The sequence below is a fragment of the Anabaenopsis sp. FSS-46 genome (assembly GCF_029891665.1).
Taxonomy (GTDB): Bacteria; Cyanobacteriota; Cyanobacteriia; order Cyanobacteriales; family Nostocaceae; genus Anabaenopsis; species Anabaenopsis arnoldii.
Genome location: NZ_JANQDG010000011.1, coordinates 84,522 through 102,759, shown reverse-complemented (window position 1 = coordinate 102,759; position 18,238 = coordinate 84,522). Strand labels below are relative to the sequence as shown.

General features: G+C 42.8%; 12 protein-coding genes. 5 read left to right on the top strand and 7 right to left on the bottom strand.

Features of this window, described 5'->3' with window-relative positions; all coding sequences use genetic code 11:
- Positions 1-317 precede the first annotated feature (317 nt).
- Positions 318-509 (bottom strand): hypothetical protein, encoded by a 192-nt coding sequence (locus tag NWP21_RS01410; RefSeq protein WP_271734100.1) that lies wholly within the window; start codon positions 507-509, stop codon positions 318-320.
- 375 nt (positions 510-884) lie between these two features.
- Here NWP21_RS01410 and thrC point away from each other — a divergent pair, with 375 nt between their 5' ends.
- Together thrC and radC are read left to right on the top strand one after the other, a co-directional pair.
- Positions 885-1,976 carry a threonine synthase gene (gene thrC / locus NWP21_RS01405; RefSeq protein ID WP_271734101.1) on the top strand — a complete coding sequence of 364 codons (1,092 nt, stop codon included), beginning with the start codon at positions 885-887 and terminating at the stop codon, positions 1,974-1,976.
- Between the two features lie 200 nt (positions 1,977-2,176).
- Positions 2,177-2,908 (top strand): DNA repair protein RadC, encoded by a 732-nt coding sequence (gene radC, locus NWP21_RS01400; RefSeq protein ID WP_271760806.1) that lies wholly within the window; start codon positions 2,177-2,179, stop codon positions 2,906-2,908.
- 62 nt (positions 2,909-2,970) lie between these two features.
- Here radC and NWP21_RS01395 read toward each other — a convergent pair whose 3' ends face one another.
- Positions 2,971-5,016 (bottom strand): elongation factor G, encoded by a 2,046-nt coding sequence (locus NWP21_RS01395; protein ID WP_280791330.1) that lies wholly within the window; start codon positions 5,014-5,016, stop codon positions 2,971-2,973.
- Between the two features lie 554 nt (positions 5,017-5,570).
- Between NWP21_RS01395 and NWP21_RS01390 the strand changes: the two genes are divergently transcribed.
- Positions 5,571-5,810, top strand: coding sequence for a hypothetical protein (locus tag NWP21_RS01390; protein ID WP_271734104.1), 240 nt, complete (start codon positions 5,571-5,573; stop codon positions 5,808-5,810).
- A 295-nt stretch (positions 5,811-6,105) separates the two neighbouring features.
- Here the strand turns inward: NWP21_RS01390 and ndhD1 are convergent, their stop codons facing one another.
- The 3 genes from ndhD1 to polA form a co-directional block, all read right to left on the bottom strand.
- Positions 6,106-7,680: a photosynthetic/respiratory NAD(P)H-quinone oxidoreductase subunit D1 gene (gene ndhD1 / locus NWP21_RS01385; RefSeq protein ID WP_280791329.1), complete on the bottom strand. Its 1,575-nt coding sequence runs from the start codon at positions 7,678-7,680 to the stop codon at positions 6,106-6,108.
- Between the two features lie 525 nt (positions 7,681-8,205).
- The gene (locus NWP21_RS01380) at positions 8,206-10,287 is read right to left on the bottom strand and encodes an NAD(P)H-quinone oxidoreductase subunit 5 (RefSeq protein WP_280791332.1); all 2,082 of its coding nucleotides are present in this window, start codon (positions 10,285-10,287) and stop codon (positions 8,206-8,208) included.
- A 292-nt stretch (positions 10,288-10,579) separates the two neighbouring features.
- A complete protein-coding gene (gene polA / locus NWP21_RS01375; protein ID WP_280791328.1) occupies positions 10,580-13,477 on the bottom strand; it encodes a DNA polymerase I in 2,898 nt (965 codons plus the stop codon).
- Between the two features lie 80 nt (positions 13,478-13,557).
- On the opposite strand from polA, the gene NWP21_RS01370 reads away from it, so the two are divergent.
- Entirely contained in the window at positions 13,558-14,433 is an 876-nt protein-coding gene (locus NWP21_RS01370; RefSeq protein ID WP_280791327.1) for an HAD family hydrolase, read from the top strand.
- A 186-nt stretch (positions 14,434-14,619) separates the two neighbouring features.
- Here NWP21_RS01370 and NWP21_RS01365 read toward each other — a convergent pair whose 3' ends face one another.
- The gene (locus NWP21_RS01365; protein ID WP_280791326.1) at positions 14,620-15,450 is read right to left on the bottom strand and encodes a DALR anticodon-binding domain-containing protein; all 831 of its coding nucleotides are present in this window, start codon (positions 15,448-15,450) and stop codon (positions 14,620-14,622) included.
- Positions 15,451-15,782: 332 nt separating this feature from the next.
- Between NWP21_RS01365 and NWP21_RS01360 the strand changes: the two genes are divergently transcribed.
- Positions 15,783-16,502 carry a Crp/Fnr family transcriptional regulator gene (locus tag NWP21_RS01360; RefSeq protein ID WP_200989883.1) on the top strand — a complete coding sequence of 240 codons (720 nt, stop codon included), beginning with the start codon at positions 15,783-15,785 and terminating at the stop codon, positions 16,500-16,502.
- Positions 16,503-16,835: 333 nt separating this feature from the next.
- On the opposite strand, the gene NWP21_RS01355 is transcribed toward NWP21_RS01360, so the two are convergent.
- On the bottom strand, positions 16,836-18,197 hold the full coding sequence (locus tag NWP21_RS01355) for an ABC transporter substrate-binding protein (protein WP_280791325.1): 1,362 nt from the start codon (positions 18,195-18,197) through the stop codon (positions 16,836-16,838).
- Between the last annotated feature and the right edge of the window lie 41 nt (positions 18,198-18,238).

The window sequence follows — 18,238 nt, the reverse complement described above, 5'->3', positions numbered from 1 at the left end:
TGAGTTAATAAAATCGCCCACTTGATATATAATACGATATTAAGTATTGAATTAAGACTATTGCCAACGCGAAAACCAAGCAATGATAGCGGTAGTCTTTCTTGTAAATCTTAAGAGAAATATCGCGTCTGGCTAAGGCGTGCAAGTCTACTAAGGGATAACCGCTCCCATGCCCCCGTTGAAGTAGAAAGTAAAGTCTAGCTTTGTCTAGGTTTTATATAGCAGACAGCTAAACGTCGAAAAAATATCACCACGCTCTAAGATTAAACGCGGTGAATCTGGAAACCTGTGTAAACAGGGGATTATATCTGAGACTGTCAAACTTCTGAGTTGTTCTCGGTTAAACGTTGTTGTTTAAGGTTTTGTAATTGCTCTAACAAAGAATCTACTTCTGCTTGGAGGTGTTGAAGTTTCGCGTGTTGGTCTTCTTGATAATAAGACTTGGTGACATCGCTAACCCAGAGAGTCTGGGAGGGACGTTCGGAAACACTAGATGAACAAGTAGGCATTGTTAAATAAATTTCCTAAATTGACTCACACCATCTATATAAACATCATAATAACGTTAAGTTAAGATTAGTTAAACAGTTGTATATATTTAATCATATAAACTCATACTTGGCTAGTGTATTTATAAGTGAAGGTAATGGTATCCCCTGAGTTACACACAGAATTCATGGCTGGGAAGGCAGAGTAGTGTGATCACAAAGGAGGATTTCACATAAAATAAAAATCATCAGTGAGACGTTGGCACTCAATGTGGATAATATTCTTATAGAATGAAAAATCTAGAAAATAGCACCTCGAAAGGAGAAATTAAGTTTTTCCCTTGCCAATGGAGGGCTTACCCATCCCCAATCCTTAGTTAAAAACTTTTAAAACCTGTGACTGTGAGTTTGTCTGTTGTTAAATCTACTCGCCAACCTTGGCCCGGACTGATAGAAGCCTATCGCGAATATTTACCTGTAAGCGAGAAAACGCCGGTTGTTACCTTACTAGAGGGTAATACTCCCTTGATTCCAGTACCGGCCATCGCCGAACGCATTGGCAGACAGGTAAAAGTATTTGTCAAATACGATGGTCTTAACCCCACTGGTAGCTTCAAAGATCGGGGGATGACCATGGCAATCACCAAGGCTAAGGAAGCTGGGGCTAAGGCAGTAATTTGTGCTAGTACAGGGAACACCTCAGCGGCGGCGGCAGCTTATGCTAAACGTGGCGGGATGAAGCCTTTTGTGTTGATACCCGATGGCTATGTAGCCTTGGGTAAGTTAGCACAGGCTTTATTGTATGGTGCGGAAGTTTTAGCAATCAAAGGGAATTTTGACCGCGCCCTGGAAATTGTGCGGGAAATGTCCGAAAGCTATCCCATTACTTTAGTTAATTCCGTGAATCCCTACCGTTTGGAAGGACAAAAAACCGGAGCATTTGAAGTGGTAGATGCTTTGGGTAATGCTCCAGACTGGTTGTGTATCCCAGTGGGTAATGCGGGAAATATCACAGCATATTGGATGGGGTTTTGTCAATATCACCAAGGCGGAAAATGCGATCGCCTACCGCGGATGATGGGATTCCAAGCCGCAGGGGCTGCTCCCCTGGTAAATGGGCATCCTGTTACCCATCCCGAAACCATCGCCACAGCTATACGTATTGGTAACCCTGCTAGTTGGGATAAAGCCATGGCTGCCCAATCTGCTAGTCAAGGTAGTTTTAAAGCCGTTACCGATGAGGAAATTCTCGATGCTTATAGACTTTTAGCATCATCAGAAGGTATTTTCTGTGAACCCGCCAGCGCTGCATCTGTAGCCGGTTTATTGCAGGTTAAAGACCAAGTTCCCACAGGGGCGACAGTGGTTTGTGTCCTCACAGGGAATGGTTTAAAAGACCCAGATACAGCTATTAAACACAGTCAGAGCCAATTTAAACAAGGCATTGATGCTGAAGTAGGGGCAGTAGCCCAAGCAATGGGATTTTAATTATTTGGTATCAGCTGACTATCAGTGGGGGCTACACCAACTTTTTCTTGGAAAGGTAGCCCCTAAATTCATCTATGGGGGATTTTGGTTATGTGGTGAAGATTTTCTGTTAAAGTTTTTTACCTAGCGATCAAATATGAACCAAAAGAGGGATAAATAAGAATAGTCTTATCTAAGTGATTCCTCCCCTTAGTTCTTCTATGACTTATTGCCTCAGAATTGCCGATATTCCCACTAATGAGCGTCCACGCGAGCGTTTAATGAGCCACGGTGCTAAAACTTTGGCTACAGCTGAGTTAATTGCAATTCTTTTAGGTACTGGCCAGGGTCCAGGAAAACTTTCGGCTGTAGGATTAGGACAATATATATTACAAGAACTAAGTAAACATCAACGTGACCCCCTAGCAGTTCTGCGAGAGATTAACCCAGCGGAATTAATGCAAATTCCTGGTATTGGCCCAGCCAAAGCCACCACTATCTTAGCGGCAATTGAATTGGGGAAACGTACCTTTCAATTTCGCCCATCAGACAGTACACCCATTGATAACCCCGTTGTGGCTGCGGCTGCACTTAGTCAAGATTTAATGTGGCAAACACAAGAACGTTTTGCAGTGTTGCTGTTAGATGTGAAAAATCGGTTATTGGGAACCCAAGTAATTACTATTGGTACTGCCACGGAAACCTTAGCATCCCCGCGAGAAATTTTCCGAGAAGTCATTCGTCAAGGTGCAACCCGGGCAATTATTGCTCATAATCATCCTTCAGGTAATGTGGAACCTAGCCCAGAAGATATAGAATTAACCCGTCAATTATTAGCAGGGGCGCGGCTTTTAGGCATTCCATTATTAGATCACTTGATTTTGGGTAATGGTAATCACCAAAGTTTACGTGAAATTACGACACTGTGGAATGAATACCCCCAAGGTGATTAATAGAAAATGGGAGTGACTGTTATTGCCACTCCTAGAGCCACGGATCAAGAAACTTGAAGATATTACTTACTGTTCCCCTTGCTACCATTCCCATTCCGCATTAGCACACGTTCAGCAAGTTTATCTGGTACTTCCTGGAAATGGTCATGTTCCCAGTGGAAAAACCCAACACCCAGGGTGAGCGATCGCAACTCTATAATAAAGTTTTGCATCTCAGCTTGGGGCAAGTATGCAGATACATGATCCCAGTTTTGCCAATCATCTTTGCCCTCATATCCTAAAATCTGCCCTCTTCTACCACTCAATAATTGCAGTACCTTAGAGGTAAATTCGCTCGGTGTTGTCACTCGCACCCGCAGAATCGGTTCTAGCAGAGTCGGTTTAGCCTGGGGTACTCCCGTTTGCATTGCCAATCGTGCAGCCTGTTTAAAAGCTTGTTCAGAACTATCAACGCTGTGATAAGAACCATTAGTGAGAGTGACAGCCACATCTACCATGGGAAACCCCAAAGGCCCATGTGTTAAAAACTCCCGCACACCCATTTCTACACCGGGAATATACTGTTTAGGAACTACACCCCCAACTATAGTTTCATCGAAGTTAAAACCTTTTCCCCGTGCTAGGGGTTTGATATCCAGGAAAACATCACCAAATTGGCCGTGACCACCACTTTGATGCTTGTAGCGTCCATGAACCGCAGCCACAGTTTTACTGATGGTTTCTTTATATGGTACTTGCGGCTGATGAGTTGTCATCGGTAAGTGATATTTGCGGCGCAGTCTGTCTAGGGCGACTTGTAAATGAATTTCACCTTGACCCCAGAGAATGACCTCATGAGTGTCCCCGTGTTGCTCCCAAGCCAAGGAAGGATCTTCTTCTAACAACTTGCTCAGGGAACTGCTGAGTTTTACTTCATCATTGTGTCTTTCCGGTGTAATCGCCAAAGCATAGACTGGCCTTAACTGTTCGGCTTTGGGTAATTCCTTCGCCGGGGTTTGTGTAGAAATTGTCTCTCCTGTGTTGATACCCTCTAAACGGCTCAAAGCGACAATTTCACCTGCACCGACTTGATTAACTAAATGCTGTTGTTGTCCCATGAGGCGGTAAATTCCCCCAGTCCGAACACCATTTAGGACAATACCATCAGTTAATTCACCTCGCCACACACGCACTAAGGAGAGTTTGCCACCTTGGGGGGTATAGTAAGTTTTTAATATCTGGGCTAAGGGGTGATTCCCTTTGATATTTCTTAAACGACGTTCTGCTGTGGTTTCTGATTCCGGCGCTTCTCGTTGTAGTGCTTCTAACAGAGGTCTGACACCATAATCTTTTTCTGCTATACCAAAGAACACCGGAACTACCAAATCCGCCCCTAATTCTAGTTTTAAGTCTTGAATAATTTCTTCTTGGGGTGGTTCAATGTCTTCTAAAAGTTTTTCGAGTAGGTGGTCGTCAAAATTCGCCAAAGCTTCGAGCATTTCCGACCGGGCGATTTGTTCTTCTGCTTTTAAATTTTCAGGAAAAGGAATCAAATCAGCAGGTGCGCCTGGGTGATATTGATATGCTTGTTCACTCACCATGTCGATAAATCCGGTGAGTTGTTCCCCTTGCATGATTGGGTATTGGTGAGCTACCAGAGGACGACTAGAAACTGCTTTGAGTGCGTGTAATGTTTCTAAAACGTGAATATTTGCCCTATCCATTTTATTCACAAACACCAGATGGGGAATTTCCCAATCATCCAGGAATTTAAATAAGGGCGCTAGGGTCAGAACCCGTTCGCTGATGGGTTCACAAACGACAATTGCTGCGTCAACTCCTATTAAAGTATTGTAGGTTTCTTGGGCAAATTCTACCGAACCCGGACAATCAATAAAGGTAAAACGAGTGTCTTTAAACTCTGTACTGGCGGCGGTGACTTCCACACTCATATGGCGATCGCGCGATTCTGGCGCACTATCCCCCACCGTGTTACCATCCTTCACATTACCCGGGCGCGAAATTGCTCCACTGACAAATAATAAGCTTTCTAGTAGTGTGGTTTTTCCACTTAAATAAGGTCCAACAATTGCAACGTTCCGCGAACCCGATTTTACTTTTTCGTTCATAAAACCCCTCTTGCGGTAAGTCAGTCTTACCTGCATGATTCTTGTTCAGGAGTATCAAATACTTTTCTGCCAGAAAAATAATTCCTTCCTTAACTTGTCATTATCCTGCCTTTAACCACAATTGCCAGAAATTGTATTTTATCGTAAGGTTGACCTTGATTTTTTTTAAGATAAAAATAACTTTAATATACAATATTAAAGATTTGTAAATAATTGATAATTGCCAACCCTTATTATAGCATTTGTTAGGCTGTTATACTACTTGTATGCACCAAGATACAAGTGATTTTCTATTATTCACATTATTTACCCAGGGTAGGCAGGAGTTATACTGAGCATGTGGATAGCTTGCGTCGCCTAGCCATAGTATGCCCAACCGAGAAGATTTGTGACATTAAAATGTGACTTGATTTATTTGAAAAGTGCTGTGTACATACAGCTAAAATTGAGGTTTGAACCTCTTTGAGACGTATTTTTTTGTACCCTTATAGATAGATGAATCATTCCTTGAGCATGAGTAAAAATCAAATAGTCACCTCAAGGAGAATCAATCTATGACTACGGGTAACGGTCAATCTCAACAACCCATTAGCAACCTAGAGTATGACTTCCTCACCGTGCTGCATAATAAAGCTGAAGCAGTAAAGGCTTATGACTGCTACATCAAAGATGCACAGGAAATGAACTCTCAGCCCTGTGTAGAATTATTTCAAAAGTTGCGACAGTTGGAAATAGAACAAACCCAAGAAGTTCGCCACCATTTGCAACAAGTGATGCAGCACGGCAAGATGTAATAACAGATGTAATAAAGCCTTTTTCAGGCTCATGAAGTACACACCAATTCCCTATTCCCAATTCCCAATTGCCTGTTCCCTGTTCCCTGTTCCCTCAAACTAAAAAAAATTGTACCTCACGAGCATGGGAAATGCTATAACATTGCAAATACAAAACTCTATTGACAATCCCCGCTCTAAAGAGACGGGGACTGTTGACCTGTGAATAATTTCCTACTAGTTAGCATCTTAGCAAAAAAAAGCGGGTACTCGACCCGCCAGCAGAGAAATATAAAATTCAACTATCAATCAGTACTTAGAGGGAAATTTCTGGCGCGCGCAAAGAAATCTGTGATGCTTCTTTCTCCTGTGCTAAAGTCGGTACAGAATGACGTAATCTTGTCGTTAACTGTACTGTTGTGGCATCATACATCTGGGTCAGTAACTTAGGATAAAACCCAATACCAATAATTGGCACTAACAAACAAGCAATGATAAACACTTCCCTGGGTTCAGCATCTATTAGAGCTTGGTGGGAAACTAACTCTTCGTTTTCTTGACCATAGAAAATTTCCCGTAACATAGACAGCAAATAAATTGGAGTTAAAATTACCCCCACAGCCATCAGGAACACCACGATAACTTTAAAAGTGGAGCTATAAGCATCACTGGTGGCAAAACCCACAAACACCATTAATTCAGCCACGAAACCGCTCATTCCTGGTAATGCTAAAGAAGCCATGGAACAAGTGGTAAACATAGCAAAAATCTTTTTCATCCTCTTACCGACACCACCCATTTCATCTAACATCAGGGTGTGTGTCCGGTCATAAGTTGCGCCCACAAGGAAGAACAAACTCGCCCCAATTAACCCGTGGGAAACCATTTGTAAAACCGCCCCACTCAGTCCCAAATCGGTAAAGGAAGCAATACCAATGAGGACAAAACCCATGTGAGAAATTGAAGAGTAGGCAATTTTCCGCTTCAGGTTGCGCTGGGCGAAAGATGTTAGGGCGGCGTAGATGATATTAACCACCCCCAAAACCACCAACACAGGGGCAAAATAAGCGTGAGCATCGGGGAGCATTTGGGCATTCATGCGAATTAAGGCATAACCGCCCATTTTCAGCAGAATACCTGCTAATAACATATGTACTGGGGCTGTAGCTTCACCGTGGGCATCTGGTAGCCAAGTATGTAAGGGAATAATTGGCAACTTGACAGCGTAGGCAATGAGAAACCCAGCATAAAGTAAAAGCTGGAAATTAAGAGCGAAATCCTTCAAAGCCAGCGATCGCATATCGAAGGTGACGGTATCGCCGTAAAATCCCATTGTCAGGGCAGACAGCAAAATAAACAACGATCCACCAGCGGTGTATAAAATAAACTTAGTCGCTGCATATTGTCGCTTTTTGCCTCCCCAAATGGACAGCAGAAAGTAGATAGGTACGAGTTCCAGTTCCCACACCAAGAAAAATAACAGCATATCCTGAACAGCGAACACGGCGATTTGACCGCCATACATCGCCAGAATCAAGAAATAAAAGAGCCTGGGCTTGAGCGTCACAGGCCAAGCTGCTAAAATTGCCAATGTAGTAATAAACCCAGTCAAAATAATCAGAGGCATAGACAAGCCATCTGCCCCTACTGACCAATTCAAATCAAGTTGAGGTAACCAGGGGTAACTCTCCACCATTTGCAAATCTGGATTCGAGAAGTCGTAACCAGTATAAAAAGCGTAAACAATTAGTGCAAAATCTATTAGTCCCACAATCAGGGAATACCAGCGCACTGTTTTGCCGTCTTTATCTGGGATGATGGGAATCAGTAGCGACGCGGCTATAGGTAACAAAATAATTGTCGTCAGCCACGGAAAATTAACTGTATTCATCGCAATTAATCTGCAAACAGAATCATGTTGGGCAAAAAGTCACTAGCTATTAACTAACAGCTTTTTGGCAGTTTTCCTTTCATTGTTAGGTTGATTTAATCAAATTGACAATCCCCCACCCTCCCGGATGACCTAAACCACATCTACAAAGCTGCCCTAACCGCCAGTCTGTATATTACAGGTAAACTCCCCGCCAATTGCCTCATAATTAGCAATTAAGGCATCTGTTGTCCATTAAATGACAAATTTAATGAAAATATTAAAATCACGTATTTTTAGATGATTATTGAGGTGTTAGTCAAATATTTGTACAAACCTCTTGATAAAGAGTCACATTATAAATTCAGGATTTGGCTTTGGCTTTTAGAAAATAGAGTTTATCAACACCCTGAGAGCAAATAAAGGTATATGACTTGTAGTCAAAAATCTTGTCATCTTTTGCAATGCAACTCTCTGCGCCTAGTGCGCCTGGTGCGTGAAACAAAAAATAATGTAGGGGCGGACAGCAGTCCACCCCTGTAACAACTAGGTGATACCAAAGAAAATCACTAAACCCAAAACTGCCCCAAAGATAATTAAGGCGTAGAATTGAGCGCGACCATTTTCCAGGTACTTCAGACCTTCACCACTAACGAGGGTGAAAAAGCCGGTAAGATTAACAGCACCATCAACAACGCGGAAGTCAACTTCCATCACTTGTCGAGCTAGACGACGTAGTCCCAGAACAAAGACACGATGGTAAATGTCATCAAAGTACCACTTATTCAGGGATAGCTCATAAAGAGATTTGATTTGAGAAGCGATCGCAGCCGGGTCAATTTTACCCCACAAATACATTAGCGAAGCCAAGGTAATGCCGATTAAAGAAATACCTACAGAAGCCCCCGCCATGATGTAAAACTCCGTCGGGTTAAACTCAGCGGCTTTTTCCAGAACTTCGGTGATGGTTTCGCTAGGGGGAAAAATAAACTCCTCAAAGTAGTTAGCGTAGGGTGTCCCCACCAGACCTATCAGAATCGAAGGTATAGCTAACACAGCCAGAGGTAAAGTCATCGTCCACGGTGATTCATGGGGAGTACTGCTGTGATGTCCGTGGGAGTCATGGGCTGCCAATTCTCCTTGTTTCATCGCCCCTGGTCCAAAATTAGGTGCTAGTGCAGCCGAATCTAATTCCTGGACTATGGGGGTGGCAGCTTTTTTCAGCTTATCCTTAATTTTCTGGTCGTTACCGCGGAATTTGCCTTCAAATGTCATGAAGTACATTCTAAACATATAGAAGGCGGTAATACCGGCAGTTAACCAGCCAATTAACCACAGAAGTGGACTAGCTTCAAAGGCGTTACCGAGAATTTCATCTTTTGACCAGAAACCAGCAAAAGGTGGAACCCCAGAAATTGCCAAGCAACCAATCAAGAAGGTAATACCTGTGACGGGCATATACTTTCGCATTCCTCCCATCAAGCGCATATCCTGGGCTAAGGCTGGGTCATGACCGACAACCCCTTCCATACCGTGAATCACCGAACCAGAACCTAGGAATAACATCGCCTTAAAGTAGGCGTGGGTCATAAGGTGGAACAAGCCCGCACTGTATGAGCCTAATCCCATAGCCATCACCATGTAGCCTAATTGGGAGATGGTGGAATAAGCCAGACCCTTTTTGATGTCATTTTGAGTTATAGCAATACTAGCACCCAAAAACGCTGTAAATGCCCCGGTAAAGGCAATGACGTTCATGGCCGCTGGGACATGCTCAAATACTGGGTACATCCGGGCAATCAGGAACACACCGGCTGCTACCATGGTGGCAGCGTGGATGAGGGCTGAAATGGGGGTTGGTCCTTCCATGGCATCTGGGAGCCAGACGTGGAGGGGAAATTGGGCAGACTTTGCCACGGGTCCTAAGAAGACTAAGATCGCCAACAAGATGGCGAGAAAATTGCTTACAGAACCGGTTTCTACGAGTTGGCCTAGGCGATCGCCCATGACCCCAAAATCAAAGCTTCCCGTAGCCCAGAATAGTCCGAGAATGCCCAATAGTAACCCAAAGTCTCCCACGCGGTTAGTCACAAATGCTTTTTGACAAGCATCTGCTGCTGCTTTGCGATCGTACCAAAAGCCTACCAGCAGGTAAGAACACATCCCCACTAGTTCCCAGAAGATATAAATCTGCACCAGGTTGGGACTAAGTACTAGACCCAACATCGAGGAGCCGAACAGGCTGAGATAGGCGTAAAACCTGACGTATCCAGGGTCGTGAGCCATATAGCCATCGGTGTACACCATGACTAATAAAGCTACTGTGGTGACAATCACCAGCATCAGGGCTGTTAGGTGGTCGATAGTGTAGCCCATACTCAAGTGAAAATTACCGGCTGCTGCCCATTCTAGGGTACGCAGGTAAGGCGCGTGTCCTTGAATTTGGCTCCACAGCAAGGCCAAGGAGAACGCCATTGCGGCTCCCATGAGGGAGATAATGACTACAGCGTTGATTTGCCGCAGGCGGTTTGTCACTTGATTTAAAGAAATTAACCCTAAACCAACCAGCATTGCTCCTAAAAGCGGAAATACTGGAATCAGCCAGGCATATTCATAGATTACTTCCATCACTGATGCTTACTTTTAGAATTCTAATTTGGGGGAACTGTTAATAATTGTGACACACACCCTTGAGGATAAAATACCCCACCGGAAGCTAATTAGGCAGGGTAATTAAGCATGGTTTTATATTTTATAAATTGGGTAGTAAGGAACAGAAAATATTTAGTGGTATTACACATAACCCGTAACTAATCATGAAAACCTTAACAGCCTCTACTGATTCCGCTCGGAACTCTACAAAAAAAGCTAGTGAGTAGTCTGTTGAATAAACGGTTATGGTCAATCATTGTAGCTGTAATCACTTGGTCTCCATCCAATTATCACCTGTACTCACATCAACCACTAAGGGGACACTTAAATGTACAGCATCTTCCATGAGTAACTTGATTTGTGGTTGCAATTCTTCCCACTCTAGAGGAGGAACTTCAAATACTAATTCATCGTGAACTTGTAATAACAACCGCGCTTGATACTTCTGCAAAACTTTATGCAGTCGCACCATGGCAATTTTGATAATATCAGCGCTAGAACCTTGAATTGGGGCATTAGCAGCAGAACGTAATAATCCCGCATCGGAAGCAGCTAATTTTTTTAATTTACTCAAGTCAATGTTATCTGGGTTGCTACCTTTTAAGTGGCGTAAACTATTATTGGTAAACTCAAAATACCTGCGTCTACCTAGAATAGTTTCTACATAACCTTGAGCGATCGCTTGTTTTTTTAACCCTTCTAAATAAGCAAATACACATGGATAACGTTCATTAAATCGCTGGATAAACTCATTAGCAATAGTTTTATCTATCCCCGTAGAACGGGAAAATTTTAGTGAACCCATACCATATATTACACCAAAATTAATAGTTTTCGCAATCCTGCGTTCTTCTGATGTAATATCTTCCTTGTCAAATACTAAACGTGCGGTTACTGTGTGAATATCTTCATTTTGCTGATATGCTTGTAATAGTATCGGCTCCTGACTCAAATGAGCTAATATGCGTAACTCGATTTGAGAGTAATCCGCAGACACCATTAACCAATCTGATTTCGGTAAAAAAGCCTTACGAATTTGGCGACTAAAAGCTGTACGAATGGGGATATTTTGTAAGTTGGGATTCGAGGAAGATAACCGGCCCGTAGAAGTTGCAGTTTGATTAAAATCAGTATGTATCCGTTGGGTATCTGGACGGACTAAAGCCGGTAAAGCATCTACATAGGTAGACTTTAATTTCGATAAAGTACGATATTCAATAATGGCATTAACAAAGCCAGTTGTATCAACTTCCTGGAGTTTTTCTAAAGTCCCTGCATCAGTAGAGTAACCGGTTTGAATTTTCCGGGAGTATTTGGTACTTAACCCCAATTTTTCAAATAAGATTTGACTTAATTGTTTAGGAGAACCCAAATTAAATTTTTCTCCAGCTACGGTAATTGCTGTGTCCTGTAATTTAGCTAAAGTTATCTCTAATTCCTGGGAGAGTTCTTGTAAGTAAACAGAATTAATCGAAATACCCGTATATTCCATCTCCGCTAAAACTGCTTCTAGGGGTTGTTCCACTTGTAGCAATAACTTATGTAAAGCTGGAGTTTTTTCTAATTCCTCACGGAGCTTAGGCACAAGTTGCCATGTGGCGTAAACTTGTAAACAGCAATAATTAGCTACAGCAGTGATATCTATATCCCCAATATTTTTACCTTTGGGAACTAAATCATTATAGTTAGTTAAGATTAATCCCAAATGACGCAACGCTAAATCAGTGAGGTTATGGCTAGTATCTGGATTTAAAACATAACTGGCTAACATGGTATCAAATACTACCCCTGCCAAGTTAATTCCTTGGTTGCGAAAAACTAAGCGGTCAAATTTAGTATTTTGGAAGGTCTTGGGATATTCTGCACTTGATAATATCGGATTTAGTGCGGTGAGTGCAATATCTTTAGGTAAATTCTCCCCTTCTCTATGACCCAGGGGAATATAAGCTGACTCATCAGGAGCAATTCCCCAACAGCAACCAATACCCACTAGTTGAGCATCTCTTGGTTCTAATCCAGTGGTTTCAGTGTCCCAAGCAACAGGATGTTTGGGGTCAGTAAATTTTTGTAATAAGTTGACTAACTCAGTCAGTTGGGATGAGGTCTTAATTATCCGTGGTTGAATGGGTGAGTTAATTGTTGGTGACATTGCTGCTGTGTCCGCAGCACTAAAAAACCACACATCATCATCTTCATCGGTTGTGGTGGCTGAGTTCTGGGTGATTTCCCCACCAAAACGTTGCTGGAGTTCGTTAAATTTACCTAAAAAGCTTTTGAATTCTAATTTCTCTAAAATGGGAGTGAGAATACTGGTATCAAATCCCGTTAATTTGCAATCTTCTAAATTAATTTCTAGAGGAACATCTAAAACAATTTTGGCTAAGTATTGGGACTTTTGGGCGTCTTCTCTACCTGTTAATAGTTTTGTCTGTGTTGCGCCTTTAATTTCATCTAGTGCCGCATAAATCTGATCTAGAGAACCGTAAGTACTAAGTAGCTGTACTGCGGTTTTTTCGCCTATTCCCTTGACACCGGGAATATTATCTGATTTATCACCACAGAGGGCTTTAAAATCGACAATTTGTGCAGGTAATACACCTAATTTGGCTTGAACTTCTGCTGTACTAAATTCAGTGATGCTGTTTGTAGAACGTTTGAGAGCATCAGGGCTAAAATTTAAAACGGTGATTTCTTTGGCTGGGTCGATGAGTTGAAATAAATCGCGATCGCCTGTTAAGATTTTCACTCCATACCCAGCAGCAGTAGCTTTTTGTGCTATGGTTCCCAAAACATCATCCGCTTCATAACCAGGTGCAGTGAAAATTGGCAGATTTAACCCTGCTAGCAATTCGTGCAGATTTTTTAAATCAGGAACAAAATCTTCTGGTGTTCCTGGACGGTCAGCTTTATAAGTATCATCAGCTTCATGGCGAAAAGTTGGTAAACCCAAATCAAAAGCCACAGCTATGGCTTCTGGTTGTTGTGTCGCCATAACTTCTAATAGACATTTGAGAAACCCAAAACATACACTAGTAGGAATTCCTGTTTTAGTCCGCAGTCCGCCATCTTTTCCTTTGGCGAAGGCGAAATAAGAACGAAAAGCTAGGGAATGTCCATCTACGAGGATGAAGGTGGGACGACGTGTGGTGTTTGCAGTTTGAGACATAGCTATATTATTTTACCTCTCCATGAAGTGCTAGAGCCTGCTAACCTCATACTGGGAGTTTTAACCTGAATGGGGAATTTATGCACAAAGCACCTACCTCTGATTTAACATCCGCTGGTAATCAGGCTCTGGCTACACAGGACATTAAGTTACTGGTTTTAGATATAGATGGTACGATTTCTGGAGAGTCTAACACCTTAAGTGTACCCGTAAAGCAAGCGATCGCCGCGGTACAAGCCAAAGGAATTCACGTAGCCATCGCCACTGGTCGGATGTATTGTTCAGCTTTACGCTTCCACCAAGAAATTAACTGTCTTCTACCATTGATGGCTTATCAAGGCGCTTGGATTCAAGACCCAGCTAGTCAGAAAATTCATCGCCATTGGTCTGTTTCCAGAGAAATCGCACACCAACTACTAGATTATTTTGAACAACCACAACTGCGATCGCATTTATCTATCCATTTCTATATTAATGACCAGCTGTACGTGCGAGACTTGAGCCAAGAAACTCAAACCTATGCAAAACGTTCTGGTATTACGCCAATTCCCGTAGGCGACCTACGCCGAGTTCTGAGCGATGAACCCACAAAAATACTAGCCTTGTGTGAGGACACACAGGTAATTAATCAGTTACTAGGTGATTTACGCCGTCAATACACACCTGCTGAACTTTACCTCACAACTTCGATTGCTACCTTCTTTGAAGCAACTAACCCCTTAGTTAATAAGGGAACTGCTGTGCGTTACCTAGCAGAAGAATTACTAGGCTTAAAAAGCAAAAACGTCATGACTATTGGTGATAACTTTAATGATTTGGAAATGCTGCTATATGCTGGTATCGGTGTAGCTATGGGTAACGCCCCAGGAGGTGTAAAAGCTGTCGCCCAATGGGTAGCCCCTACTGTAGAGGAAGATGGGGTAGTAAGTGCGATCGAGAAATTTTTACTCTCTTAAAACTGCTTAACATCAGAAAAGACACCGACGACTGGCCGTGTTTCGTCTCGGTGCCTTTACTGGTTCGCTCCTCACACACCTGTAAATATAACCGAGGCGACTACATCAGTCAATAGTTTCCACAAAACTTGCGATTTTTCCCGGTAATTATAAAGATTTGGTAAAGAATCTTTTCATCGCAAATAATCATAACTCCAGAGGAGCAAAAACTCCCAGTTTATCTACAAGTAAACACCTCAACACAGACTGAGTAGCCATGATCAGTCCCACCCTGGCTTGGGCTAATTCTAGTGAAGTAATTTTCACCTCCCCCAAAATCCGACACCTGCACCAGAAAGCCTCAAAAGCTCGACTTAAATCCAAGGCAACTTTTTCCCAGTTCACTGTACCACTACACTCTAAGTTATCTACAGCCTCTACTAACTCAGTAATCAGACGACCCTCTGCTGGGTGAGTGAAGCGGAGTTTTTGCTCATCGTTGAGCCAAGGTATGTTCTCTACCGATACCAAACTAGTCAGGTTAGCCTGATGTACTTCCTTGAGTTTAATCAATCCTTCATGGTGAGCTAGCCGCACCAGTGAGCAGCAACGCGCATGAGCATATTGAATCATAAACAAGCTAGAGGGATTTAATATGGTAATTTTGGCTTTTTCCCTCTCCCCATCTTCACCCACACTCTTAACTACAAGGTTTTGCAACCAAGCAGCTAAAAAAGCATGAGTTAACTCTAAATGAATCCAACCTGGCGGGACTACTTCCACATGAAAAACACCGTCACCCATTGCCGATAAGTGAGAGACAATTCCATTGGCGATGTCCATCGTTTTGTCATGATCAGATTTTGCCAACTGGAGCGCCAAACCTGAAATATATAAAACTCGACTATCATCTGTACCCTTATAGAGAGGAAACTTTCTACTTGCTATGGGGACAAATTCACCACTAAAATTACAAAAACTGAGTACATATAATATGTAACGATATATTAACCCCTTAATTGCTATTTCTTGGCTCACTAGTAAATTTGAACTATATACACTTGTACTCACAGGGTATCCATAACATATTTGTATATTTTCGTCATCTACCTTAAGATATAAATCTGAACTTGATGCAAAAAAATGAGAGTAGCATAAAATTTGATGAATTTTCGATGAACTGTCAGTAAACTTTACTACAATCATTGTACAGTAGGAAGTATAACAAAAGAGTAGAGGGCAAACTAACTGCTTTTCTGCTCTTTGTATGGCTGACGCTGTTAGGCGTTAAGCCTACTCTGCCGACACAAAGACACTCCTTGCACCTTTTTATTACGTCTTTGTATTCAGCCAAACGCTCTTTGTTACCTATGCAATCTCCATCTTCTTTTTCTGAGGCATCACGGCCCTTTTTAACTTGGCAACGGATTCTTGACTGGGCTCAAGAACACTACCGCTGCCGCACCTTTAGCAAGGATGAACGTATTCCAGCCCGACCTGGATTATTGTACTTAGTGCAAAGGGGCGCAATTCGCATGGTGGGAACAGCACAAGTTAGTGCCACCGCCAGTCAGCTCACTTCTCGACGCATTAATAGAACTCCAGAAGAAGCCTTCTTGGGTTTTATCGGCGCGGGACAACCGTTTGAAATTGTGGCTCAGTCACCATTCACCCTCCAAGCATACGCCCATGTTGACCAAACAGCTGTGCTGTGGATGTACTGGCACGATTTAGACAACTGGCCTCACTTCCGCCGTGAAGTCATGGATGCCTTTAGGTATCAGCACCAACGTAAATTACTGTGGCTGAGTGCCTTGGGACAACGCCGCACCATTGACCGACTCTTAGGATTCCTGACACTATTGATTGAGGAATACGGAGAACCGGCTATGAGTGAGACTGACCCCGATGTGATTCGTGGCTATTGTCTGCCCTTCCCCCTCACCCATGCCCAAATTGGTAGCGCCATCGGTTCCACTCGTGTAACTGTGACTCGCTTGATGGGTAAGTTGCGTCAACGCGGCTTAATCCTCACCCAGGGAGATAATCTCATTTGCTTACCAGCAGAGTCGATTAATCGAGCCAACTGAAACGCATTTCACAGCTGATGAACAAAAGCCACAGCAAGTTAGAGTCGGCAATATCTACTTCCTGGGTTTGAGCAATCTGTTTGACAACCACAAACAGATTGTGATCAATTGCGTAATGTGAAAATCAATGTTCTTGGTAATGAGCAATCTATTGCCCTTGCTTCCCAATAGCAAGGGTCAATAGCACCAATGTATTCTATATTACCTAGGATGTTCAGTTAATTTAGACTGGGCTTGGGTGGTCGTGGCTGTACAAACCACATTAAGACCACTCAACTCGCCTGGGGAAGAATTTATGCCGTGGAAAACGTTTTCCCCATCTTCTCTGATGGTTCACCGTACCGGTTCAAAGTCATAGCCAGTCCGGGAACGGTCACCGGTAACTACTTTTACTAGTTGCACAGGCGCAGAGCGATCGCCTGAAGGTAAAAATCGAATCGCACCAGAAGCCCCAGTAGGAGAAAAATCAGAAGCGGTGAGTGCTTGTTGTATCCCCGAACGTGTAGGATTTCTTTCTAATGCGGCAATCAGGGCTAAAGTGGCATCATAGGCCAAGGCAGTTCGCCAACTAACATCAGCACCCCACAAATCCCTCGACTTTTGGGGAAAATCTGACTGGCGATCGCCTAAAATATGCCAGGGAACTGCTACCACCATCCCCAAGGCTGCCTCTCCCGCCACTTCTAATGTTTTAATATTATAAACATCATCTCCTCCCAGTACATTTAACCGTTTCTGGTTGAGTTGAACCACTTGCAGTGCTTTATCTAAACTTTCAGTGTCAGTTGCTAACATCAAAACTTCTGCACCCTCCCCAATAGCCTGTTGTAGGCTTTTAGCCGCACTAAAATTTCCCTGGGACAGGTCAAACTCACGTGATACTCGTCCACCCTCCAACAACACAGATGATACAAACTCCGACTTTAAAGACTGGCTGTAATTACTCCGGGAATTAAAGAAAACCGCCGCTTGTCTTTTCTGCAAGTTTTTGACCATATAATTAGCCAAGCTCCTAGCTGCGATAAAATCACTAGGTACTGTGCGGAAAATATAGGGGCTAAAGTTAGAAATTTTCACCGAAGTGCTAATAGGAGTAATGGCTACCAGTTTCCCAGCATCATAAATAGTACCTGCCGCTAAGGTAGTGTCACTGCTATAAGGACCAACTACCCCCAATACATCGGGATTTTTAACTAGGCTAGCAGCAATTTGTTGAGCAATCTCAGGATTATTATCATCATTGGCTATCCCTACCTTTAAAGGTACGCCTTTAATACCCCCGGAGGTATTCACCTCATTTTGGGCTTGAGCGATACCGCGTAGAATCTCCAGGGAAACATTAGGATTATTACCTATAGGTACTGAAGCGACAACACTATAGCTTTTAGCAGCACCAATGCGGGCATTATTTAAATATATCAGTGCCTGGGGGTCATTACGCTTCAGTTTTAAAGATGTTTCTAAACTAGCAATAGCTTGGGTATAATTTTTATCACTTATTGCTTGTACTCCCGCTTTTTTGTCAGGAGTCACTTCGCCAGTGTTCAAAATTCTTTCTCCAAAACTAATCCGCTCTGCACCGGGTTGATTTTGGGGAAATCTGATTATGTCAAAAAACCACAAAATACCACCTAATAAGCCCAATGTGATCAGCAGGGAAAAAACAAGTAGGGTAGTTTCATTTTTCTGGGACATAATTAAGAATTGGGGTTGATTTATAAATTTATTTATGCGTC